The sequence below is a fragment of the Streptomyces sp. NPDC006655 genome, from assembly GCF_040703965.1.
GTDB lineage: Bacteria > Actinomycetota > Actinomycetes > Streptomycetales > Streptomycetaceae > Streptomyces.
The window spans coordinates 79660-101715 of sequence record NZ_JBEYJU010000026.1; the positions used below are offsets into that span (position 1 = coordinate 79660).

Annotated in this window: 22 protein-coding genes, 1 pseudogene and 1 riboswitch; of the genes and pseudogenes, 9 read left to right on the forward strand and 14 right to left on the reverse strand. The window is 70.9% G+C overall.

Annotation, left to right across the window (positions count from 1 at the left end):
- The first annotated feature begins 608 nt into the window (after positions 1 to 608).
- Positions 609 to 1178 carry a hypothetical protein gene (locus tag AB0958_RS17585; RefSeq protein WP_366891316.1) on the forward strand — a complete coding sequence of 190 codons (570 nt, stop codon included), beginning with the start codon at positions 609 to 611 and terminating at the stop codon, positions 1176 to 1178.
- A 130-nt stretch (positions 1179 to 1308) separates the two neighbouring features.
- Here the strand turns inward: AB0958_RS17585 and AB0958_RS17590 are convergent, their stop codons facing one another.
- From AB0958_RS17590 to AB0958_RS17600, 3 genes are all read right to left on the reverse strand, one after another.
- Positions 1309 to 2106 (reverse strand): enhanced serine sensitivity protein SseB C-terminal domain-containing protein, encoded by a 798-nt coding sequence (locus AB0958_RS17590; RefSeq protein WP_366891317.1) that lies wholly within the window; start codon positions 2104 to 2106, stop codon positions 1309 to 1311.
- Between the two features lie 132 nt (positions 2107 to 2238).
- Complete coding sequence (locus tag AB0958_RS17595; RefSeq protein WP_366891318.1) at positions 2239 to 3030, reverse strand: enhanced serine sensitivity protein SseB; 792 nt, start codon at positions 3028 to 3030, stop codon at positions 2239 to 2241.
- 129 nt (positions 3031 to 3159) lie between these two features.
- On the reverse strand, positions 3160 to 3831 hold the full coding sequence (locus AB0958_RS17600; protein WP_366891319.1) for an AAA family ATPase: 672 nt from the start codon (positions 3829 to 3831) through the stop codon (positions 3160 to 3162).
- 189 nt (positions 3832 to 4020) lie between these two features.
- A riboswitch (glycine riboswitch) is annotated at positions 4021 to 4121 on the forward strand.
- A 169-nt stretch (positions 4122 to 4290) separates the two neighbouring features.
- Between AB0958_RS17600 and gcvT the strand changes: the two genes are divergently transcribed.
- The 6 genes from gcvT to AB0958_RS17630 all read left to right on the forward strand — a co-directional run bounded on the left by gcvT (position 4291) and on the right by AB0958_RS17630 (position 10260).
- Entirely contained in the window at positions 4291 to 5418 is a 1128-nt protein-coding gene (gene gcvT / locus AB0958_RS17605) for a glycine cleavage system aminomethyltransferase GcvT (RefSeq protein ID WP_366891321.1), read from the forward strand.
- A gap of 98 nt (positions 5419 to 5516) precedes the next feature.
- Positions 5517 to 5894 (forward strand): glycine cleavage system protein GcvH, encoded by a 378-nt coding sequence (gene gcvH, locus AB0958_RS17610; protein ID WP_366891322.1) that lies wholly within the window; start codon positions 5517 to 5519, stop codon positions 5892 to 5894.
- 60 nt (positions 5895 to 5954) lie between these two features.
- Positions 5955 to 7217 (forward strand): serine hydroxymethyltransferase, encoded by a 1263-nt coding sequence (gene glyA, locus AB0958_RS17615; RefSeq protein ID WP_366891323.1) that lies wholly within the window; start codon positions 5955 to 5957, stop codon positions 7215 to 7217.
- 56 nt (positions 7218 to 7273) lie between these two features.
- Positions 7274 to 8641, forward strand: coding sequence for an L-serine ammonia-lyase (locus AB0958_RS17620; RefSeq protein WP_366891324.1), 1368 nt, complete (start codon positions 7274 to 7276; stop codon positions 8639 to 8641).
- A 102-nt stretch (positions 8642 to 8743) separates the two neighbouring features.
- Positions 8744 to 9577, forward strand: coding sequence for a PIG-L family deacetylase (locus AB0958_RS17625; RefSeq protein WP_366891326.1), 834 nt, complete (start codon positions 8744 to 8746; stop codon positions 9575 to 9577).
- A gap of 125 nt (positions 9578 to 9702) precedes the next feature.
- Positions 9703 to 10260: a glycoside hydrolase family 25 protein gene (locus AB0958_RS17630; protein ID WP_366891327.1), complete on the forward strand. Its 558-nt coding sequence runs from the start codon at positions 9703 to 9705 to the stop codon at positions 10258 to 10260.
- Between the two features lie 25 nt (positions 10261 to 10285).
- Here AB0958_RS17630 and AB0958_RS17635 read toward each other — a convergent pair whose 3' ends face one another.
- The 4 genes and pseudogenes from AB0958_RS17635 to AB0958_RS17650 form a co-directional block, all read right to left on the reverse strand.
- A complete protein-coding gene (locus AB0958_RS17635; protein ID WP_366891328.1) occupies positions 10286 to 10948 on the reverse strand; it encodes an NAD(P)-binding domain-containing protein in 663 nt (220 codons plus the stop codon).
- A gap of 138 nt (positions 10949 to 11086) precedes the next feature.
- Positions 11087 to 11299, reverse strand: coding sequence for an EF-hand domain-containing protein (locus AB0958_RS17640; RefSeq protein WP_132889692.1), 213 nt, complete (start codon positions 11297 to 11299; stop codon positions 11087 to 11089).
- 69 nt (positions 11300 to 11368) lie between these two features.
- Positions 11369 to 11515, reverse strand: a complete 147-nt coding sequence (locus tag AB0958_RS17645; RefSeq protein WP_366891342.1) for a hypothetical protein — start codon at positions 11513 to 11515, stop codon at positions 11369 to 11371.
- Between the two features lie 13 nt (positions 11516 to 11528).
- Positions 11529 to 11627: pseudogene (locus tag AB0958_RS17650) on the reverse strand (MerR family transcriptional regulator); the annotation flags it as partial.
- On the opposite strand from AB0958_RS17650, the gene AB0958_RS17655 reads away from it, so the two are divergent.
- The gene (locus tag AB0958_RS17655) at positions 11626 to 12306 is read left to right on the forward strand and encodes a GNAT family N-acetyltransferase (protein ID WP_366891329.1); all 681 of its coding nucleotides are present in this window, start codon (positions 11626 to 11628) and stop codon (positions 12304 to 12306) included. The pseudogene AB0958_RS17650 and the gene AB0958_RS17655 overlap by 2 nt on opposite strands.
- Positions 12307 to 12378: 72 nt before the next feature.
- Here AB0958_RS17655 and AB0958_RS17660 read toward each other — a convergent pair whose 3' ends face one another.
- From AB0958_RS17660 to AB0958_RS17690, 7 genes are all read right to left on the reverse strand, one after another.
- Complete coding sequence (locus AB0958_RS17660) at positions 12379 to 13062, reverse strand: ADP-ribosyltransferase (protein ID WP_366891330.1); 684 nt, start codon at positions 13060 to 13062, stop codon at positions 12379 to 12381.
- A gap of 70 nt (positions 13063 to 13132) precedes the next feature.
- The gene (locus tag AB0958_RS17665; protein ID WP_366891332.1) at positions 13133 to 14320 is read right to left on the reverse strand and encodes a YncE family protein; all 1188 of its coding nucleotides are present in this window, start codon (positions 14318 to 14320) and stop codon (positions 13133 to 13135) included.
- The gene (locus AB0958_RS17670) at positions 14320 to 15075 is read right to left on the reverse strand and encodes a polysaccharide deacetylase family protein (protein ID WP_366891333.1); all 756 of its coding nucleotides are present in this window, start codon (positions 15073 to 15075) and stop codon (positions 14320 to 14322) included. The genes AB0958_RS17665 and AB0958_RS17670 overlap by 1 nt, the downstream gene beginning before the upstream one ends.
- A 48-nt stretch (positions 15076 to 15123) precedes the next feature.
- Positions 15124 to 15627: an ATP-binding protein gene (locus tag AB0958_RS17675; protein WP_165939398.1), complete on the reverse strand. Its 504-nt coding sequence runs from the start codon at positions 15625 to 15627 to the stop codon at positions 15124 to 15126.
- 289 nt (positions 15628 to 15916) lie between these two features.
- Entirely contained in the window at positions 15917 to 16684 is a 768-nt protein-coding gene (locus AB0958_RS17680) for an enoyl-CoA hydratase-related protein (RefSeq protein ID WP_366891334.1), read from the reverse strand.
- Between the two features lie 87 nt (positions 16685 to 16771).
- A complete protein-coding gene (locus tag AB0958_RS17685) occupies positions 16772 to 18007 on the reverse strand; it encodes an Ig-like domain-containing protein (protein ID WP_366891335.1) in 1236 nt (411 codons plus the stop codon).
- A gap of 155 nt (positions 18008 to 18162) precedes the next feature.
- Entirely contained in the window at positions 18163 to 19398 is a 1236-nt protein-coding gene (locus AB0958_RS17690; protein ID WP_366891336.1) for an Ig-like domain-containing protein, read from the reverse strand.
- A 308-nt stretch (positions 19399 to 19706) separates the two neighbouring features.
- On the opposite strand from AB0958_RS17690, the gene glgX reads away from it, so the two are divergent.
- A complete protein-coding gene (gene glgX, locus AB0958_RS17695) occupies positions 19707 to 21875 on the forward strand; it encodes a glycogen debranching protein GlgX (RefSeq protein WP_366891341.1) in 2169 nt (722 codons plus the stop codon).
- Positions 21876 to 22056 lie beyond the last annotated feature (181 nt).

Sequence of the window (22056 nt, forward strand, 5' to 3'; positions counted from 1 at the left end):
TGCATGGTGCGCGGTGGCTGCCGATGGTTACGGCCCCACCGTCCGCGAGACCGTTGACTGGCACTGCGTACCGGCTCGCGGGATCGGTGACTTCGCGTCTGAGAGGCGAGTCTTCAACGCCCTGGCGATCACGCGCCAGGGCTGATGGAGAAAGTATGCGCAACCGTGATGACGATCGAGGTTTCCGCTATCCGGACGGCAGACAACAGAGGCCGGACGGAACAATTTACGCACAGGGCGCAGTACGCCTCCAATCGTGCACATCTACGCGCGAAGATCATCGCATGAACTTCGACCGAAGGGCGCCCGCCGGGACCTCGGACGCGAGGCAATTCGATGTGACCGACATCACATTCAGCGCCCATCGTGCCCAGTTCGCCGCTTCCCTCCCCTTTTTCCCTCCGCGCAGAGTGGACAATCGGGATTTTGACCATGAACCGATTTTCCTGCGCTTTACGAATCTGAGCTTCCCCTGAGAATTCACCCGAACCACCTCGCGGAAAAATGCTTGCCGGATCGAATTCGCAGGACTAGCTTCATCCCCGTACCACTGCACCGGCGACCTGAATACCGGGGCAGAAGGAAAACGGGGAATACGGGGAGAACAAATGAAGACCTCGAAGAAGCGCGCGCTCTGTTCCGCTGCGACGGGCGTCGCCCTGCTCGGCGGAAGCTTCGCCATCATTCCCGCGACGGCGACTTCCGCGGCCGCCGCGCATTGCGAGCCTTTCACCTACTACACCGTCTCCAAGCTGTCCGGCGCCTCCTACAAGAGCCGGGGACCGGTGCGCAGCAAGTACAACAGCAGCTCCCACGCGGCCACGCTCTCGATCGCCGAGACGACGAGCACCACGCGGGCGTCCGCCTGGAGCGGAGAGGCCAGCGTGTCCCTGGGCTGGGCCATCGCCACGGTGAACGCCAAGACCAGCTACACGGTGACGAAGACGGCCGCGAAGGGCGTCACCGTGACCGACACCATGGTCGTCGACTCGCACAAGCGGGGATACGCGCAGCCGATGGTCGAGTACCACAACTTCGGGATCTACAAGTGGCGCCAGGGAGGTGACTGCAAGCAGTATCCCGTCAACGACATGGGAATCCTCAAGGGGATAACGTCCTCGGAGCACTGGGCGGAGTGCCAGACGAAGAGCTCCGACGGCTGCACTCCCAAGCCGTAACGGTGATGCACGGCTGACACAGGGCGACACCACAAAAAATCCGGGTGAGCGGCAATGAATTTTGCCGCTCACCCGGATTTCTTGTGCGCAGAATTCAACGGCGTGGAGACGCACGGCGGATGAGCGGTGCTCAGTAACCGCCGGGCGCGGGCGGATAGCCGTAGCCGGCCGCCGGGGCCGGGGGGAGGGCCGCGTGGGCCTCCCGGTCGTAGAACGGGCGGGCCGCCGCTCTCATCCAGAGGACGACCGGGTCGTACTCGTCGGTCATGGCCACGGTGGACACCGGAAGGCCGTCCGGGACCGCGCCGATCGACTGCTGCATCATCGCCCGCACCGAGTCCACCGTCGGCGGCGAGGTGTCGTACACGTCGAGGCCGATCGCCAGGTACGGCGCCCCGAGGGCCGGCTGTACCCAGGCGCGGCGCAACGAGCGGACCGCGGGCGTGCGGTGGGCGTTCTGCGACAGCAGGGCGTAGAACTGCGGGATCTCGATGGTCGGTTCGGCCAGCCGCAGCGGTCCGGCCGGCTGCCGGTCCAGGCCGGTGGCGATGCGGCGCAGGTCCAGCCAGGGGATGCCGACCCCGCCGCCCGGGGCGTGCGGGTTGAGCCAGAGGCCGAAGTGGTCGGGGTACAGGGTGCGGGCCACGTCGAGGCCGTCGACCACCTCGTACGAGCGGTTCCAGCCGCTGGCCGACAATTCCTGGGCCGAGGTCACGCAGGGGGCGTAGCCGTGCCCTTCCACCTCCATGTTCCCGTACTGGGCGTCGGGGGAACCGGACTGACCGTGCCAGAGCAGCATCCAGATCTGGCCGGAGGCGGGTGTGGCGAGGGCGCGGAGGAGTGCCTCGTAGGCGTCGTAGCGCCCGGGGGTTACCTGGCGCAGCATGTGCTCGACCTGTCCGGTCGCCGCGGTGCCGCTGGCGCTCACGTGTTACCGCCCCTTCGTTCGTCGCCCCGCGTGTGGAGCTTGCCCCGCGTTTGGGGACAGCTTAAGCGCCCAGGGGGTGGGGGCCGATGGTCCGTGCGCGGCTACGGGTCGGGCCGCACGGGACAGGGAGCCTCAGTGGCCGTACTGGTAGAAGGGGCGCACGTGGTCCCGCATCCAGTGGGCGACCGGGTCGTCCGCCACGTCCAGCAGGACCAGGTTGACCGGCCACGGCACCGGGACGCGTCCCAGCGCCTTGCCCAGGGCCTCCAGGGGCAGGGCGCGCAGGTCCCCCTCCCACTGGGTGAGTTCGACGCCCACGAACATCACCGGGTCGGCCGTCTCGATCGCGGCCAGGCAGCGGCGGGCCGTGGCGACCACGCCGATCGCCGCGAACTCCGCCGAGGCCGCCGCCAGGAAGTCGATCGGGTCGTCCTGCCAGTCCGGCTCGAAGAGGCGCACCCGGCCGCCCGAGGCGGGTCCGTCCAGTTCGGTGCGGCCGACCCGGCACAGCTCGGCGACGCCCTCCGGCGGCAGCGGAAGGCCCACCACTCCCCCGGGGTTCACGGCGATGCCGACCTGCGGGGGCAGGCCGCGGGCGAACTCGACGGCGGGGGCGACGGTGAACGACAGGTGCGAGCCGACCACCAGGCGGAACTGTTCCTCGGAGCTGAAGACCGGGACGTACACCTGGCCGGCGATCTCCGTGGTGGGCAGGTCGAGGGAGCCGCTGTGCGGGCCGCCGCCCTCGGGTAGCGGGACCCAGAGGAAGCTGCGGCCCAGCACCTCGATGAGCCGGCCCCCCGCCGCGGGCACCCCGAGCGAGGCCGACAGCACCTCCTCCAGTTCGTTGCCGGGCCAACCGCCGTGCGGGTGGGGGTGTGCCTGTGCCGGGAAGTCCGCGGGAAAGTCCGCCGGGAAGTCCATCTGCCTACCGCCTGTTGGAAACCACTGCTGAGGCTGGAAAGGCTAGCGGGTGACACCGACAAAGCCAGCAGCCCATTCGGCCCGCCCAGTTCAGCACGGACGGGCGCCGCGCGCGCAGGGTGGGTGCGGTCAGGTCGTGAAGGCGATGCGGCGCAGTGCGTCCGCCGCGTCGCGGTCGAGGAGGAGCGCCGCTCCGCAGCCCGGGGGCAGTTCGCCCTTCTCGACGGAGCGGATGAGCCGGCCCGCCGCCCGGCGGTGGCGCAGGAAGGCGTACCGCGAGACACCCCGGCCGCGCTCGCGCTGGCCGTCCAGGGCCGTGTCCGGCGTGACGTCGAGCAGCAGCAGGTGCAGGGTGCCGCCGCGGCGGCGCGCCGCGCGGGCCAGCCAGTCGCGCACCCAGACCTGCGTCCCGCAGTCGTGCACGACCACGCCCTCGCCGCTGCGGAGGGCGCGGCGCAGGGCGGCGTAGTGGGCGAGACGGACCAGCGGGCGGTAGACGGCGTACGGCAGGACGCGGGCCAGCCGGGCGTCCCAGCGGTCGCGGGTGTCCTGCGAGTCGATCCGTATGCCCTGGACGGTGCGGTGCATCAGCGTGGACTTCCCGCTGCCCGGCAGCCCGGTGACCACCACCAGGTCACGGGGGCCGAAGAGCAGGCCGTGCGGGCTGTGGCCGGCGCGGTCGCGCAGGTCGCGGACGACCGGTGCGACGGGGAGACCGCCGCACCGCTCGCGGGCCGGGGCCGTCGGCTGCCCGGGCAGGGCGATGCCCGTCGTCGTCGCGTACGCCGTGGTCCTTGTCACCGTGACCGTCCTCCCTGGGGGTTCAGGAAAGGTTCTCCCCACTTAATGTAAAGAGAAGGTAATGCACGGTGTCTCGCGGTTCCGTTCGCTTCCTGCCACAGGCCCGTCACAAAGGGGCGCGGCACGTCCGGTCTGCCGCCGTCGCGGGCGGCGTGCAATGATGTCCGCGCCAACTGCATACCGGCCGCTTGAATCCGCGCGGGAGAGTCCCCCGGCACCACGGTGCCCGGGGCGCCGAAGGAGCAAGTCCCTCCCTTGAATCTCTCAGGCCCCGTTACCGCGCGGGCGAGGCACATCTGAAAAGCGGGCCGCTGTGTCAGTGGCTCCACCCAAGGTGCAAGCCGTGCCCCCGCGTGGGTCAGGGCGAACCTCTCAGGTTCCGATGACAGATGGGGAGGACAGCGGGGAGGACCGCCCTCGCCTGTCACGCCTTTGGGACCCTTGGGAGACGACCGACCGATGAGCAGTACCGATTCCGCCGCACCCCGCCGCACCGCACTCGATGCCCTGCACCGCTCGCTCGGCGCGACCATGACCGACTTCGCCGGCTGGGACATGCCCCTGCGCTACGGCTCCGAGCGCGACGAGCACGTCGCGGTGCGCACCGCGGCCGGCCTCTTCGACCTCTCCCACATGGGCGAGATCACCGTGACCGGGCCCGAGGCGGCCCGGCTGCTGAACCACGCCCTGGTCGGGAACATCGCCTCCGTCGGGCCGGGCCGCGCCCGCTACACCATGATCTGCCGGGCCGACGGCGGCATCCTCGACGACCTGATCGTCTACCGCACGGCCGACACCGAGTACCTGGTGGTCGCCAACGCCTCCAACGCCCAGGTGGTCCTCGACGCGCTGCGGGAGCGGGCCGCCGGCTTCGACGCCGAGGTGCGCGACGACCGGGACGCGTACGCCCTGATCGCCGTCCAGGGGCCCGAGTCGCCCGGGATCCTGAAGTCCCTCACCGACGCCGACCTGGACGGCCTCAAGTACTACGCCGGGCTGCCCGGCACCGTCGCCGGGGTCCCAGCGCTGATCGCCCGCACCGGCTACACCGGCGAGGACGGCTTCGAGCTGTTCGTGAAGCCGGAGCACGCGGTGCAGCTGTGGCAGGCCCTGACCGAGGCGGGCAGGCCTGCGGGGCTGGTGCCCTGCGGCCTGTCCTGCCGGGACACCCTGCGGCTCGAAGCGGGCATGCCGCTCTACGGCCATGAGCTCAGCGCCTCGCTGACCCCCTTCGACGCCGGGCTCGGCCGGGTGGTGAAGTTCGACAAGGAGGGCGACTTCGTGGGGCGCGAGGCGCTCACCGAGGCGGCGGCCCGCGCGGAGTCGGACCCGCCGCGCGTCCTCGTCGGTCTGGTCGCCGAGGGCCGCCGGGTGCCGCGCGCCGGTTACCCGGTGGTCGCCGCGGGCAAGGTGATCGGCGAGGTCACCTCCGGCGCCCCCTCCCCCACCCTGGGCAGGCCGATCGCCATGGCGTACGTCGACGCGGCGCACTCGGCGCCCGGCACGGCCGGGGTCGGTGTCGACATCCGGGGCAGCCACGAGCCGTACGAGGTCGTGCCGCTGCCGTTCTACAAGCGCCAGAAGTAGCGACCGCGGGTGATACCGAGCACATCGTCGCTGCTCGGGCCCGCATTCCGCAGTTCCCCCTTCATCAGCACTCCCCCGCGTACAGGAGAATTCAGGACATGAGCAACCCCCAGCAGCTGCGTTACAGCAAGGAGCACGAGTGGCTGTCGGCCGCCGAGGACGGCGTGGCCAAGGTCGGCATCACGGAGCACGCGGCCAACGCGCTCGGTGACGTCGTCTTCGTCCAGCTGCCGGCGGTCGGCGACACGGTGACCGCGGGCGAGACCTGCGGCGAGCTGGAGTCGACCAAGTCGGTGTCCGACCTGTACTCGCCGGTCACGGGCGAGGTCACCGAGGTCAACGAGGACGTCGTGGAGGACCCGTCGCTGGTGAACTCGGCGCCCTTCGAGGGCGGCTGGCTGTTCAAGGTGCGCTTCGCGGACGAGCCGGCCGACCTGCTCTCCGCCGACGACTACACCGCCTTCACCGCCGGCTGAGGGACACCCCACCGCCGGCCGACGGCCGCAGGAACACCGGCTTAGGAGTCGTAGAAACAGATGTCCGTTCTGAACACGTCCCTGCACGAGCTCGACCCGGAGGTCGCCGCCGCGGTCGACGCCGAGCTGGTGCGTCAGCAGTCCACCCTGGAGATGATCGCCTCGGAGAACTTCGCTCCGCTCGCGGTCATGGAGGCGCAGGGTTCCGTCCTCACCAACAAGTACGCCGAGGGCTACCCCGGCCGCCGCTACTACGGCGGCTGCGAGCACGTCGACGTCACCGAACAGATCGCCATCGACCGGGTGAAGGAGCTGTTCGGCGCCGAGTACGCCAACGTGCAGCCGCACTCGGGCGCCTCCGCCAACCAGGCGGCCCTGTTCGCGCTGGCCCAGCCCGGGGACACCATCCTCGGTCTGGACCTCGCCCACGGCGGCCACCTGACCCACGGCATGCGCCTGAACTTCTCCGGCAAGCAGTTCGACGTGGTCGCCTACCACGTGGACGACTCCGGCCTGGTCGACATGGCCGAGGTGGAGCGGCTCGCCAAGGAGCACCGGCCGAAGGTGATCATCGCGGGCTGGTCGGCGTACCCGCGTCAGCTGGACTTCGCGGAGTTCCGCCGGATCGCCGACGAGGTCGAGGCGTACCTGTGGGTCGACATGGCGCACTTCGCGGGCCTGGTGGCGGCGGGGCTGCACGAGAACCCGGTGCCGTACGCCGACGTGGTCACCTCCACCACCCACAAGACGCTGGGCGGTCCGCGCGGCGGCATCATCCTGGCGAAGAAGGACTTCGCGAAGAAGCTGAACTCGTCCGTCTTCCCGGGTTTCCAGGGCGGCCCCCTGGAGCACGTGATCGCGGCGAAGGCGGTCTCCTTCAAGGTCGCCGCCTCGGAGGAGTTCAAGGAGCGCCAGCGTCGTACGGTGGAGGGTGCGCGCATCCTGGCGGAGCGGCTGACGGCCGCCGACGCCCGCGAGGCCGGTGTGAACGTCCTGTCCGGCGGTACGGACGTCCACCTGATCCTCGTCGACCTGCGCGAGTCCGAGCTGGACGGACAGCAGGCCGAGGACCGGCTCCACGAGGTCGGCATCACGGTCAACCGCAACGCCGTCCCGAACGACCCGCGCCCGCCGATGGTCACCTCGGGGCTGCGGATCGGCACCCCGGCGCTGGCCACCCGCGGCTTCACGGCCGAGGACTTCGCCGAGGTCGCGGACGTGATCGCCGAGACGCTGAAGCCTTCCTACGACGCGAAGGCGCTGAAGGTCCGGGTCGAGGCCCTGACCGCGAAGCACCCGCTCTACCCCGCTCTGAACAAGTAGTTCCCCGGCGGGGGCGCCCGACGGCGTGTGCCCCCGCCCATTTCCAAGGAGTTCCCGTGGCCATCTCGGTCTTCGACCTGTTCTCGATCGGCATCGGCCCGTCGAGCTCCCACACCGTCGGCCCGATGCGCGCGGCCCGGATCTTCGCACTCCGCCTGCGCAACGAGGAGCTGCTGCCCTCGGTCGCGCGGATACGCGCCGAGCTGTACGGATCCCTCGGCGCCACCGGCCACGGCCACGGCACCCCGAAGGCGGTGCTGCTCGGTCTGGAGGGCGCCTCGCCGCGCACGGTGGACGTGGAGACGGCGGACGACCGGCTGGAGACGATCAAGGCCACCGGGCGGCTGTCGCTCATGGGCGAGCACGAGATCGCGTTCTCCTTCGACGACGACCTGAAGCTGCACCGCCGCAAGGCGCTCCCCTACCACGCGAACGGCATGACCCTCTGGGCGTACGACGCCTCCGGGGCGGAGCTGCTGTCCCGGACCTACTACTCGGTCGGCGGGGGGTTCGTGGTCGACGAGGAGGCGGTCGGCGCGGACCGCATCAAGCTGGACGACACCGTCCTGAAGTACCCCTTCCGCACGGGCGACGAGCTGCTGCGCCTGACGAAGGAGACGGGCCTGTCGATCTCCGCGCTGATGCTGGAGAACGAGCGGGCCTGGCGGACGGAGGACGAGATCCGCGCTGGCCTGCTGGACATCTGGCGGGTGATGCAGGCGTGCGTCTCGCGCGGGATGTCCCGGGAGGGCATCCTGCCGGGCGGGCTCCGGGTGAAGCGCCGGGCCGCCGTGACCGCCCGCCAACTGCGCGCCGAGGGCGACCCGTTGGCCCACGCGATGGAGTGGATCACGCTCTACGCGATGGCCGTGAACGAGGAGAACGCGGCCGGCGGCCGGGTGGTGACCGCGCCGACGAACGGCGCGGCCGGCATCATCCCCGCGGTCCTGCACTACTACATCAACTTCGTGCCCGGCGCCGACGAGGACGGGGTCGTCCGCTTCCTCCTGGCGGCGGGCGCGATCGGCATGCTGTTCAAGGAGAACGCCTCCATCTCCGGCGCCGAGGTCGGCTGCCAGGGCGAGGTGGGCTCGGCCTGCTCGATGGCGGCGGGCGCCCTCGCCGAGGTCCTCGGCGGCTCCCCCGAACAGGTCGAGAACGCCGCCGAGATCGGCATGGAACACAACCTCGGCCTCACCTGCGACCCGGTCGGCGGCCTGGTCCAGATCCCCTGCATCGAACGCAACGGCATGGCCGCGGTCAAGGCGGTCACCGCGGCCCGCATGGCCATGCGCGGCGACGGCTCCCACAAGGTGTCCCTGGACAAGGTCATCAAGACCATGAAGGACACGGGCGCCGACATGAGCGTCAAGTACAAGGAGACGGCCCGCGGGGGGCTCGCGGTGAACATCATCGAGTGCTGAGCAACGGGGCCCATGACGGCCCACGCGGATCTGCCGGCCGCGTCGCACGCGGTGTGCCGCAGACTGGTGTCGATCAGTTGACCGACCCAGGGGATGGATTCCATGGCCGAGCGGCCCTTGACGCTGATGGCAGTGCACGCCCACCCGGACGACGAGGCCACGAGCACGGGGGGTGTCCTGGCGCGGTATGCGGCGGAGGGCGTCCGCACGGTGCTCGTCACCTGTACCGACGGCGGCTGCGGTGACGGGCCGGGAGGCGTCAAGCCGGGCGATCCCGGGCACGACCCGGCCGCCGTCGCCGCGCTGCGCCGACGCGAACTGGAGGCGAGCTGCGAGGTCCTGGGGATCGGTCACCTCGAACTCCTCGGCTACGCCGACTCCGGGATGATGGGCTGGCCCGCCAACACGGCGCCGGGATCGTTCTGGAGCACGCCCGTGGACGAGGCCGCCGCCCGGCTGGCCGAACTGATGCTGCGTCACCGGCCCGACGTCGTCGTGACCTACGACGAGAACGGGTTCTACGGCCACCCCGACCACATCCAGGCGCACCGGATCACGATGGCCGCGCTGGCGCTGACCGACGTGGCGTCGAAGGTGTACTGGACGACGGCGCCGCGCTCGATGATGAAGGAGTTCGGGCAGGTGATGCGCGAGTTCGGCGAGGATCTGCCGGAGCTGGACCCGGCCGAGGACCCGGCGGTGCCCGAGATCGGGCTGCCCGACGAGGAGATCACCACGTGGGTGGACACCACCGGGTTCGGCGGCCGGAAGTACGACTCGCTGGCCGCACACGCCAGCCAGGGGGAGAACATCTTCTTCCTGCGCATGGGCAAGGAGAGGTTCACGCACCTCATGGGCGTGGAGACGTTCGTCCGCGTGCACGACACCACCGGCGCGTCCCTGCCCGAGGACGACCTCTTCGCGGGCCTGCGCTGACGAAGGCACGGCCCCCGGCGGCCCGCGGCTGAGAAGTATGACGATCGGCGGTCCCCTGGGCGGGGAATACGGAGCACGAGATTCCAACTCCTGTCCCCCCCCACCGGCACCCAGGGAGTTCCCCCATGCTGCACGGCATCGATGTGAGCGCGTACCAGTCGTCCGCGTACGACACGGACGGCCTCTCCTTCGTCTTCGTGAAGGCGACGGAGGGGCGTTCGTACGTCAATCCGAAACTCGCCGCCCAGACGAAGCGGGGCCGTGACGCCGGGCTGGTCGTCGGCTTCTACCACTTCCTCTGGCCCGGCGACCTCACCGCGCAGGCCGAGTACTTCGTCGCGCACGCCCCCGAGAAGGCGGGCGACATCCTCGCCGTCGACTGGGAGACCACCGGCGACGGCACCCACGCGAGCAACGCCGAGAAGGACGCCTTCATCCGCAAGGTGAAGGCGCTGCGGCCCGGCCACCGCGTGATCCTCTACACGAACCGCAACTACTGGCTCACCGTCGACAGGACCTCCTACGCGGGGGACGGGCTGTGGATCGCCGACTACGTGACGGCGGGCAAGCCGCGCGTCAAGGCCACGTGGCGGTTCCACCAGTACACGAGCGACCCGCACGACAAGAACGTCGCCGCCTTCGCGACCAAGGACGCGCTCAGGCAGTGGGCCGGGGACGCGTGACGGACGGTCCCCGGCCCGGAGCCCGTCAGGCCCGGAAGTCCGCCGGCCGTTCCCTGGACGCCTCGGAGAGGGCCTTGCGGACCGCCTCGACGCCCGCCCGCAGGCCGTAGACCGGGGTGCCCGGCTGCTGGCGCCAGGAGTCGTCGATGCCGCCGTTGTCGACCGTGTCGAAGCCGAGTTCGTCGATCAGGGCGCGGACGGTCCGCTTGGCCTGCTCGTCGTCGCCGGAGACCGGCAGGGCCTGGCGGTCGGGGTCCCCGGCGGGGCGGTGGCGGTCGAGGATGTCCTGGGCGAAGGTGCCGTTGAACGCCTTGATCACCGGGTGGCCGAGGTGCCGTTCGGTCCAGCGGCTCTCGGTCAGGCCGTCGTCCTCGATCTCGGCGATCCGGCCGTCCCGCTGCTGCGGGTAGTAGTTGCCGGTGTCGATCACGGCAGCGCCTTCGGCCGCCCCGTCCAGGAGGCCGGCGGGAAGGCCGGGAACCGCCTTCAGCGGGACCGTGACGACCACGACCTGTGCGCCCCGGGCCGCTTCCTCGGCCCGTACCGCCTTCGCCCCCGTCTCCTCGACGAGCGCGGTGAGCGTCTCGGGACCGCGTGAGTTCGCCACGGACACCTCGTGGCCGAGGGCGGTGAGCCGCCGGGTGAGGTTGCCGCCGATGTTGCCCGCGCCGATGATGCCGATCTTCATGAGGGACCTTCCGTAGTCGATGCACAGTCGATGCACACGCATACAAAGCTGCTGTCCGGCATCAACCCCGGGTCCGCCCGGATCATTCCGGGCAGGGGGCACCCCTCACCCGTTCGGCGGGCACCCCCTCCCCTCGCCTCACTTGCTCAGGTAGGCCCAGAACTCGTCGAACGACAGAACCTTGTCGCCGTTGAGGTCGCGGGTCCTGATGACGGCCTCGGCCACCGTGTCGGTGACGTTCCAGTCACCCCCCTGTGCGAGAGCGGACTTGAACTCGGCGGCGGTGATGAAACCGTCACCGTCCGCGTCGATCCGCTGGAACTGCTGGCGTGCTTCGTCGATGTCCGCCACCGATCCGCCCCTCTGTGTCTGTCTCTGCTGTCGTACCGGTGCCGTACCGGCGTACTGTCGCAGGTCAGATTAACGGTCCAGGCGAGCCGTCAGTGCCGCGGACAGCCGGGAGAACTCCTCGGCGTGCACCGCGAGAGGCTGTCCCTTGAGCACGCAGAGCAGTTCGCGGTAGCGCGCCACGCGGTCGTTGAAGGCCGCCTCCAGCCGCGCCAGCACGGCGGCGGGTTCGCACGCCCTCGTCGGACCAGAAGCGGATGGTGCGCACGGTCAGCCCGGTGGCGCGCGCCAGCTCGCCGATGGTGAAAAGTCCGGTGCCGTCTTCGATCATGTCTGCGAGTGTGGGGCTTCCAGTGGGTGGAGACTCAAGGAGCACGGTGGCAGGAACCCTGCGGGACATTCTCGACGCGGCGGCGGACGGCGTCTTCCCGCCCGCCGACGGCGGCACCACGGTCGTACCGCAGCCGTCCCCGCGGGACGCGGGGGTGCTCTCCTTCACGGCGCACTCGGTGGTGTTCGTGGACGAGGACCCGCGGTGGGTGTACGAGGCCCTGCGCGCGGTCCCCTGCGATCCCCTGTGCGCGAGCATGAACGCGCGGTTCCTCACCGCCCTGATGGACCGCACCGGACGGGAGCAGGAGACGATCGACGCGCTGCTGGTCGCCGCCCCGCTCCCCGGCCGCCCGGACCTGCCCCTCACCCGGCTCACCGGCGCCGGCCACTCCCGGATCGCCTATGCCCGGACCCGCCGCGACGAGGTGCGGGCCTGGGCGGCGGACGGCGGGGTGGTCGTCCTGGGCCGTGGTGTGGCGGGGCGCCTGGAGGTCTCGGTGGAGGTGGCCGAGGGGGCACCGCGGGGGCTGGGCCGCGCCCTGGTGACGGCCGCCCGGCAGCTCGCCGGGGAGCCGCTGTGGGCGCAGGTCGCCCCGGGGAACGCCCGCAGTGTCCGGGCGTTCCAGGCGGCCGGCTACGCGCCGGTGGGCGCCGAGGCGCTGCTGCTCAAGACCTGACCCTCAGCGCCCGGACCCCAGCACCCGGACCCCAACACCCGGACCTCAGCGCCCGGACCTCAGCATCCGAACTCAGTGCCAGGGCTCGTAGTACGGGTTGCTCCGGCAGTCGTCCATGATCTCGATCTTCCTGACCTTGTCGACCGGGCACACGCCGATGATGTACTGCCGGGCGACCCCGCCGGGGAAGGCCACCTCGACCTGGTCGGCCCACCGGTGGGTGTCGCCGATGGTCCTGTTGACGTCGACGCCGCCGGGGGCGTCGATGTAGTAGTTCCAGCCGGACTTGTACCAGGTCTTGTAGAGGTCGTGGTCGTAGGTCGTCGAGACGTACGGGGAGGGCTGGTTGACGAGGACGTACTTCTCGATGTCGTACTGGCCGGTCACGACGTCCTTGGGGAGGAAGCCGACCGGGAAGACCTTGTCGGGCGAGCGGCTGTCGCTGCGGTAGAGGGTGCCGCAGGTGGTGCGCCAGACCGGGGCCGGGGTGATCCGGTCGACGTCGACGTCGTGGTCGGCGGCGGCCTCGAGCTTGTCCTCGAACTGGGGGCAGGCGGGCGCGGCGGCCAGGGCCGGGGTGGCGGTCGCGGTCGCGGTCGCGGCGGCCAGGGCCGGGGTGGCGGTCGCGGTCGCGGTCGCGGCGGCCAGGGCCGGGGTGGCGGTCGCGGTCGCGGGTACGGCGGCCGTGGTCGCGAAGACGGCGGCCAGGGACAGGACGGCGGCAGCGGCACGCCGCCGCAGACGAGTGGTGAGCATGGCAGCACGATGTCGGCCCGGCTGGGCCGCGTCGGGGACCGTCACTCGTTCAGCGGCGTGTCCCGCGTGGTCAGCGGAAGACCCCGGTGTGGCCGAGCGAGTAGCGGCCCGGCTGCGGGTAGACGGCCAGGCCGTGCGGTCCGCTGCCGACGTGGATGCGGGCGAGTTCGGCGCCGGTGCCGGTGTCGATGGCGTACACCACCGAGTTGTACCGGCCGGACAGCCAGAGCACCTTGCCGTCCGCCGACACCCCGCCCATGTCCGGGCTGCCGCCGCCCGGCAGCCGCCACTTGTCGGTCAGCCGGTTCTGCGCGAAGTCGAAGACGGAGATGGTGCCCTCGCCCCGGTTGGAGATGTACATCCGACGGGAGTCCCGGCTGACGTACAGCCCGTGGGCGCCCTTGCCGGTGGCCAGGAAGGTGGGTTTGGCGAAGGTGTCGCCGTTCAGGACCCACAGCCCGTCGGCCATCATGTCCGCGATGTAGAACCGCTTGCCGTCCGGGGATGCCTTGACGTCCTGCGGCATCGCGCCGTGGAACGGCAGCCTCTCCTGCCGGAGCACCTCCATCCGCGCCGTGTCCACCTTGAGCAGTTCGCCGCTGAACTCGCAGGAGACGATGAAGTACTTGCCGTCGATGGAGAAGTCGGCGTGGTTGACGCCGTAGCAGCTGACCGGGAGGGCCTTGACGGTCTTCATGGTGTGCGCGTCCCGGAAGACCAGCTCGCGGTCGTTGGAGGCCATCACGATCGCGTACTTGCCGTCGGGGGTGAAGTACAGGTTGTACGGGTCGTGCACGGCGACCGGACGGCCCGCCTCACCGGTTTTCGGATCGATGGGGGTGAGGCTGTTGCCGAGGTCGTTGTTGACCCACAGGGTCTTCAGGTCCCAGGACGGCACCACGTGCTGGGGCTGCCGGCCGACGGGGATGGTCCGGATCACCCGGTACGTCTTCGGGTCGATCACCGAGACGGTGTCGGAGTTGGTGTTGGGGACGTAGACCAGGGACGGGAAGCCCTTGACGACCGGGGAGAGCAGGCCGGGGCGGTCGGCCGCGTACATGTCCTTGGGGTCGAGGACCGGGGGCATGCCCGGCAGTCCGTCGACGGCCGGTTCCTCCTGCCTGGCCTGTGGCCGCGCCGGGGCGGTGCTGCCGGCGGCCGCGGGCCGGTCGGAGTCGTCGCTGCACGCGGACAGCAGCGCGAGGGCGGTGAGGGCGGCGCCCGCGGCCAGCAGAGGGGCGGCTTTCTTGGTTCGCATCAGCTCAGCAGCTCCGTGGTGGTGACCGCGCGCAGTCCACGGCGGTGGAGTTCTTGGAGTACGACGGGAAGGGCGGCGATCGTGTCGGGATACCCGAGGTGCATGCTCACCACGGAGCCGCCCCTGACCTCCGCGAGCACCTTGCGGGTGATGGCCGACGCGCCGGGGCTGGTGTAGTCGAGCGAGTCGACGTCGTACGACAGCACGTGCGGGTATCCGGCCGCGACGGCGAGGCGGGCGACCAGCGGTGAGGCGGTCGCCGCCCTGGACGGGCGGAACCAGCGGCCGATCGAGCCCGTGAGCCGCCGGAGACGGTCGGCGCAGTCGGTGATCTCCTTGCGGGCGCCGTCCTCCGCCATGGCGTTGATGGAGATGTGCCGTTGCGTGTGGTTTCCCAGGTCGTGACCGCCGTCGAGGATGCGGCGGGCGATGGTGGGACACGCGTCGAGCCAGCTGCCGACGGCCAGGACGGTCAGGTGGGCACCGTGCTGCTCGGCGGTGGTGAGGAGCTGGGTGGCGAGGGCGGGATCGCCCTGGCCGTGGAAGGTGAGCGCGACGCTCGCGCGGTCGCGGGGGCCGTGGGTGACTTGCAGGGGGAGGCGGTCGGGGGAGGCCGGGGCGGAGGTGGGGGTGGGGGTGTCGGTGGGCGGTGCTGCGCTGGCCGTACCGGTGTTGCCGCAACCGGTGGCCATGGCGCCTCCGGCGACCAGGCCGGCGCCTGCTCGGAGGACGTCACGTCGGTTGGTGGGGGTCACTTGCCCTATTTAAGGGGGATAAGGTAAGAAAAGTGGCCATTGACGTGCCTAGCGGTCGGCCACCCGCATCTCGAACCACGTCGTCTTGCCCCGCGGGAGCAGGTCGACTCCCCATCTGTCGGACAGCTTGTCGACCAGGAACAGGCCCCGGCCGCTGATGTCCAGCTCCTGAACCGGCATCAGACACGGCAGTCCGCGCGACGGATCGCGCACCTCCACCCGGATCCAGCCGGGGCGGCGGCGCATCCGCAGGCCGAAGACCCGGGCGCCGGTGTGTCGCACCGCGTTGCCCACCAGTTCGGAGACGAGTAAGACCGCGTCCTCCGTCATCTTGGGGGTGAGGCGCCACTGGCGGAGGATGACGACCTGGGCCAGCCGGCGTGCGGTCGCGGCGGACTCGGGGCGGGACGGCAGCGGAACCTCCGCCTCCGTCGGGTTGCCGAACAGTTCGATCGCCTTGAGCGCCTGCTCGTCCTCGACCGCAGGCGACCACCGTGCAGCGGCCGCACGGCTGTGTCCCCGCGGCTGTTCGATGCCCTCCAGCCCCGCCATGCCCCCATCATGGCCGTCCGGAGCGCACCGCGGGGCCGTTCCGGAGGAATAGGCCCTGGGGGAGACCCGGTCCGTCGACCGTCGATCGGCATATGCCGTTGGCATTTCGGGGGCTCTGACACCCCTCTCCACCTGGGGCGACGACTCATCTCCGGGCAAGCGACAGGCCCCCTCGACAAGGCGGAATTAAGGGTGTCTTAAGGCTCCCATAAACCGCCCCATCGAGGGACCCGGAATCAGACATCACGTCAATTGCAAGTGCTTCAACCCATTCACAACAGGGTGAAGATCACAGGAACTTGGCCTTGCCGGGCCCTTCCTCCACGAAGCTCCGCATGCCGCGCTCCCGGTCCTCGGTCGCGAACAGGCCCGCGAACCAGTTCCGTTCGACGGCGAGGCCCGTCTCCAGGTCGGTCTCGACACCGGTGTCGATCGCCTCCTTCGCGGCCCGGAGCGCGATCGCGGGTCCCTGGGCGAGCCTGGCGGCCCAGGCGTGCGCCTCGGTGTAGACGTCGGCGGCGGGTACCACCCGGTCGACCAGGCCGATGGCGAGCGCCTCGTCGGCCTTGACCATCCGGCCGGTGAAGATCAGGTCCTTGGCCCTGGAGGGGCCGACCAGCCGGGGCAGCCGCTGGGTGCCGCCGGCCCCCGGGATCAGCCCGAGCAGGATCTCGGGCTGCCCGAGCTTGGCGTTGTCGGCGGCGATCCGGTAGTCGGCGCACAGAGCGAGTTCGCAACCGCCGCCCAGCGCGTAGCCGGTGACGGCGGCGACGACCGGCTTGGGGATCCGGGCGACGGCGGTGAAGGAGTCCTGGAGGTCACGGGCGCGCAGGACCATGGCGGCATGGTCCATGTCCTGCATCTCCTTGATGTCGGCGCCCGCCGCGAAGACCTTCTCGCCGCCGTAGACGACGACGGCACGGACGTCCGCGCGACGGGTGGCCTCCTGCGCCAGCTCCCTGATCCGGTCCTGGGTGGCGACGTCCAGCGCGTTCATGGGCGGCCGGTCGAGGCGGATCGTACCGACACCTTCGGCGACTTCGAGGGTTACAGTCATGCCCCGCAGGTTAACGCCGGTTCATCGGACCCCGTCAGGGGCGCGGGGAACTGCGCGACCAGCCCCCACGCACCGGCAGCCGAACGACTACGCGGTCCATTCCTTCCACGACATGTTCCAGCCGTTCAAGCCGTTGTCCGGCGACACCGTCCGGTCGTGGGAGTTCTTCACCGTCACCACGTCCCCGACGATGGAGTGGTCGAAGAACCAGGCGGCCGGCACCGACCGGTCGCCGCCGCCGCGGACGTCCCGCAGGCCGACGCACCCGTGGCTGGCGTTGTAGTTGCCGAAGGCGTCCCCGCCCCAGTAGTTGCCGTGGATGAACGTCCCCGACGTGGTCAGCCGCATCGCGTCCGGCACGTCCTTGATGTCGTACTCACCGCCGTAGCCGACCGTCTCGCCGTTCATCCGGGTCACGCGCAGCTTCTCGCTGATGACCATCTGGCCGTTCCACGTGTCGTAGCCCGGCTTGCCGGTCGTCACCGCGAGGGTTTTGACGACCTTGCCGTCCTGCGTGATCTTCATCGTGTGCTTCTTGGCGTCGACGACGGAGACCTGGTTGCGGCCGATCGTGAAGTTCACGGTCTTGGACTGCTTGCCATAGACCCCGTCGCGGCCCTCGACGCCGTCGAGGTCGAGGGTGACGGAGACCTTCGTACCGGACTTCCAGTAGTGCTCGGGGCGGAAGTCGAGGCGGTCGTTGCCGAACCAGTGGCCCTGCACGTCGACGGCCGGTTCGGTCTTGACGGTGATGGCCTTCTTGACGGCGTCCGGGTCGGTGATGCCCCGGGTGAAGCGGATCGAGAACGGCATCCCGACACCGACCGTGGAACCGTCCTCCGGCGTGAAGTAGCCGACGAACGTGTTCTTCGGGGTGAGGGTGGTGAACGTGGAGTCCTCCGCCGACTCCCGGCCCTCGGCGTCCTTGGCCACCGCGTGCACGGTGTACTTCGTCGCGCTGGCGAGGTGGAGGGACGGCGTCCAGCTGACGCCGTCCGCGGCTATGGTGCCGTCGACCTTGTTGCCCTTGGCGTCCTTGACCTCGACGTCGGTCAACTTGCCCCGGGCGGCGCTGACCTTGAGCGCCCCGCTGGTGTCCACGCCGGTCGCGCCGGACCTGGGGCTGATGCTGACCGTGGCGACGGACTGCTTGCTCGCCTGCGTCGTGGAGTCCTTCTTGTCGCCGTTCCCGGACCCCTTGTCGGAGGAGCCGCCCCCGCACGCGGTGACCGCCACCAGCAGGACCGAGGATATGAGCGCCAGCCGCGCCCCCCGAGCTCCCCGAGTCCGAACCGACGCCCCCGATATCGGCCGCACGTTCACGTTGTTCTCCCCTCCCAGGGCCTGGTCAGGCCCACCCCGGCGCCTTCGGCGCGCGCATGGGCGCATCGTAACCGCAGGGTTTTGAGCTTGGTGTTGGGCGAATGTCACCGTTGCGTCGCAACTTCCGCCCCCACCACCGGCCCGGTCCCGCCCGGTCACCCGGCCGCGCCGCCCGCCTTCCACTCCTTCCAGCCCATGTTCCACCCGCCGAGGCCGTTGTCGGCGGCGACCGTCCTGTCGTTGCTGTTGACGACCTCGACCACGTCCCCGATGAGGCTGCGGTCGTAGAACCAGCCCGCGGGCGTCTCGGAGCTGCCGCCCTTCACGTCGCGCAGGCCCACGCAGCCGTGGCTGACGTTGACGTGGCCCGGGGCGTCCGGCGCCCAGTAGTTGCCGTGCAGGAAGGTGCCGGAGTCGGTGAGTTTGAGGGCGTGCGGGACGTCGGGGATGTCGTACTCGCCGCCGAAGCCGACCGTGCGGCTGTTCATGCGGGTGACCTCGTGCATCTCCATCACCACCATCTTGCCGTTGTAGGTGGTGTGCGCGGGCGCGCCCGCGGTGATCGGCACGGTGGCGAGCAGGTCGCCGTCGCGGCGGACCTCCATGGTGTGCCTGGCCGCGTCGACGAGGGAGACCTGGCTGCGGCCGACGGTGAAGGTGAACGTCTTGTACTGGAGGCCGTAGACGCCCCGGGCCGCCTCGACGTCACGCAGCCTCAGGTCGACGGTGACGACCGTGCCGGGCCGCCAGTAGTGCTCGGGGCGGAAGTCGAGGCGGTTCTTGCCGAACCAGTGCGGGCGGACCTCGACGGCGGGTCTGGCGGTGACCCGCACGGCGCGTTCGACGGCGGCGCGGTTGTCGATGTCGCGGCTGAACGCGAGCGACACGATCATCCCGGTGCCCACCGTGGCGCGGTTCTCCGGGGTGACGTACCCGATGAAGCGTTCGTCGGGGACGAGGGTGGTGAAGGTGGTGTGGCGGGCGGAGCGGCGTCCCGAGGCGTCCAGGGCGACCGCGTCCACCGTGTACTCGGCGGCGAGCGCGAGCTTCGGGTCGTCCGGGCGCCAGGTCGTGCCGTCCTCGGCGATGTGCCCCGGCACCGGGAAGTCCTGGGCGTCCTGGGATCTGACGACGCTCACCGACTCCAGACGGCCGCCGGGCACCCGTACCGTCAGCCCCGCGCCGGGGCGTACCGCCTTGGTGCCGTCGTCCGGGGAGATCCGGATCACGTCCTCGGGAGCCGGTGGCGCGCCCCCGAGGACGTGGTCGACGCCCAGTGGGGCCTTGTCGCCGACGGAACAGCCGGCGGCGCCCGCCAGCAGTCCCGCCCATGTCAGTACCGCGGCCAGCGCGGCCCCCGCGCGCCGTGCGCGCCCTTGTGCATGCGTCACGTACCGCTAACGATCGGGCATGCCCCGGGGAAACGTGAGTGCGACGCCGGCACTGGGCAGAACAGAGGGAAGGACGACGAGCTGGGGAGCCGCCGCGCCCGTGGACGAGCCGCCACGGGCGGGTCCGTGGCGAGCGGCCGGCCGTGCCCGGGACCGGGAGCCCGGGTGCGGCCGGCCGCCCGGACGCGGGTCCGGTGCGCCCCGGGGGTCGGCGAGCCGCGAAACAAATAAGGGGCCGACACGTGACGAGCGCAGCCGAGCAGCAGGGAGCACGGGCGCGGGCCCCGAGGGCGGACGCCGCCCCCGCGGTGAACGGGACGCCGCTGCCCGTCCCGTCCGCGTGGCCGGGGGCCTCGACACCGCTGGGCGCCCGCTTCCGGGTCGGTCCCGACGGAGTGGCGGGCACCAACTTCGCGCTGTGGGCGGCCGGGGCGGAGGCGGTCCGGCTGTGCCTCTTCGACGAGCGGGGCCGGGAGACCCAGATCCGGCTGACCGAACTCACGCACGAGATCTGGCACGGGTTCGTGCCCGGTGTGCTGCCGGGGCAGCGGTACGGCTACCGGGTGGACGGCCGCTGGGATCCGTGGACGGGCGCCCGGTGGAACCCGGCGAAGCTGCTCCTGGACCCGTACGCGCGGGCGGTGGACGGCGAGTTCGCGCTGCCGCCCGAGGTGTACGGGCACGTCCGGGACTGGCCCGACCAGCAGGTCGCCGACACGGTCCGCGACGACCGGGACTCGGCGCCGTACGTCCCGAAGGGCGTGGTCGTCCACGATGACGACGACTGGTCCGACGACCGCCGCCCGAAGACGCCGTGGGCGGACTCCGTCATCTACGAGCTGCACGTGCGCGGCTTCACCCGACTGCACCCGGGCATACCCGAGGAACTGCGCGGCACCTACGCGGGTCTCGCACATCCGGCGGCGGTCGAGCACCTCGTGAAGCTGGGGGTGACGGCCGTGGAACTGCTGCCCGTCCACCAGTTCGCCCACGAGGACCACCTGCTCGGGCGCGGCCTGCGGAACTACTGGGGCTACAACTCCATCGGCTACTTCGCCCCGCACGCGGCCTACGCGGCCTCCGGTACGACGGGTCAGCAGGTCGGCGAGTTCAAGCGGATGGTGCGGGCGCTGCACGCGGCCGGCATCGAGGTCGTCCTGGACGTGGTCTACAACCACACCGCGGAAGCGGGCGAGCTGGGCCCGACGCTGTCCCTCAAGGGCATCGACAACCGGGGTTACTACCGCCTCCAGGACGACGCCCGCCGCTTCGCCGACTACACCGGCTGCGGCAACACCCTGCACGTGGTGCGGCCGCACGTGCTGCGCCTGATCACCGACTCGCTGCGCTACTGGGTCACCGAGATGGGCGTGGACGGCTTCCGCTTCGACCTGGCGGCGGCGCTGGCCCGCTCGATGCACGACGTCGACATGCTCTCCCCGTTCCTCGCCGTCATCGCCCAGGACCCGGTGCTGCGCCGGGTGAAGCTGATCGCCGAACCCTGGGACGTGGGCTCCGGCGGCTACCAGGTGGGCGCCTTCCCGCCGTTGTGGACCGAGTGGAACGACCGCTACCGGGACGCGGTCCGGGACTTCTGGCGCGGCGCCCTCCCCGACGTCCACGACCTCGGCTACCGCCTGTCCGGCTCCAGCGACCTCTACGCCTGGGGCGGCCGCCGCCCCTACGCCTCCGTCAACTTCGTCACCGCGCACGACGGGTACACGCTGCGCGACCTGGTGTCGTACGAGTCCAAGCACAACGAGGCCAACGGCGAGGACAACCGGGACGGCTCGGGGGACAACCGCTCCTGGAACTGCGGGGTGGAGGGCGAGACCGAGGACCGGGACGTACGGGCGCTGCGCAGGCGGCAGGTGCGGAACCTGCTGACCACGCTGCTGCTGTCGACGGGCGTCCCGATGCTGGTCGCCGGCGACGAGCTGGGCCGCACCCAGCGCGGCAACAACAACGCCTACTGCCAGGACAACGAGATCAGCTGGCTGGACTGGAGCCTGCTGGACGATCCCGAGTGGCGGCCGCTGTTCGACCTGACCGCCCGTCTCATCCGGCTCCGCCACCGTCACCCGGTGCTGCGCCGCCGCGCCTTCTTCTCCGGGCGCGCGCACTCGGCGGACGGACTGCGCGACCTGGCCTGGTTCACGGCCCGCGGCACCGAGATGACGGAGGGCGACTGGTACGCGCCGGCCGCCACGCTCGGCATGTACCTCTCCGGGCGCGACATCCCAGGACGGGACGAACGCGGGGCGCCGGTCGTGGACGACAGCTTCCTGACCGTCCTGCACGCCGGTGACCGCCCGGTGGAGTTCCTGCTGCCGGGCCCGCCGTGGGCGGAACGCTACGAGGTGCTCGTGGACACCTCACGGGAGGAGCAGCGCGAGGCACCCGCGGCGGTGCACCGGGCGGGGGCGTCGATCACGGTGCCGGCACGGTCGGTACTGCTGCTCAGGGTGGCCGGCTGAACCGTCCCGGTGACGTTCCGGGCACAGCGCTAGGGCCCTTCTGATGGATCTCCGTGGAAGAAGGAGCGGCGTTCGGTGCGTGCGATCGGCGTGCGGGGCGGCGGGCGTCGCGACGCCGCGGAGATCCATCAGAAGGGCCCTAGCCGAGGATGCCCCGCTGGTAGGCCGTCGCGACCGCGGC

Excerpts from the sequence above, each read along its gene's own strand:
- AB0958_RS17585 (WP_366891316.1), top strand. The coding sequence starts at position 609 with ATGAAGACCTCGAAGAAGCGCGCGCTCTGTTCCGCTGCGACGGGCGTC.
- AB0958_RS17595 (WP_366891318.1), bottom strand. The coding sequence starts at position 3,030 with ATGGACTTCCCGGCGGACTTTCCCGCGGACTTCCCGGCACAGGCACAC.
- gcvT (WP_366891321.1), top strand. The coding sequence starts at position 4,291 with ATGAGCAGTACCGATTCCGCCGCACCCCGCCGCACCGCACTCGATGCC.
- gcvH (WP_366891322.1), top strand. The coding sequence starts at position 5,517 with ATGAGCAACCCCCAGCAGCTGCGTTACAGCAAGGAGCACGAGTGGCTG.
- glyA (WP_366891323.1), top strand. The coding sequence starts at position 5,955 with ATGTCCGTTCTGAACACGTCCCTGCACGAGCTCGACCCGGAGGTCGCC.
- AB0958_RS17625 (WP_366891326.1), top strand. The coding sequence starts at position 8,744 with ATGGCCGAGCGGCCCTTGACGCTGATGGCAGTGCACGCCCACCCGGAC.
- AB0958_RS17630 (WP_366891327.1), top strand. The coding sequence starts at position 9,703 with ATGCTGCACGGCATCGATGTGAGCGCGTACCAGTCGTCCGCGTACGAC.
- AB0958_RS17635 (WP_366891328.1), bottom strand. The coding sequence starts at position 10,948 with ATGAAGATCGGCATCATCGGCGCGGGCAACATCGGCGGCAACCTCACC.
- AB0958_RS17655 (WP_366891329.1), top strand. The coding sequence starts at position 11,626 with ATGTCTGCGAGTGTGGGGCTTCCAGTGGGTGGAGACTCAAGGAGCACG.
- AB0958_RS17660 (WP_366891330.1), bottom strand. The coding sequence starts at position 13,062 with ATGCTCACCACTCGTCTGCGGCGGCGTGCCGCTGCCGCCGTCCTGTCC.
- AB0958_RS17665 (WP_366891332.1), bottom strand. The coding sequence starts at position 14,320 with ATGCGAACCAAGAAAGCCGCCCCTCTGCTGGCCGCGGGCGCCGCCCTC.
- AB0958_RS17675 (WP_165939398.1), bottom strand. The coding sequence starts at position 15,627 with ATGGCGGGGCTGGAGGGCATCGAACAGCCGCGGGGACACAGCCGTGCG.
- AB0958_RS17680 (WP_366891334.1), bottom strand. The coding sequence starts at position 16,684 with ATGACTGTAACCCTCGAAGTCGCCGAAGGTGTCGGTACGATCCGCCTC.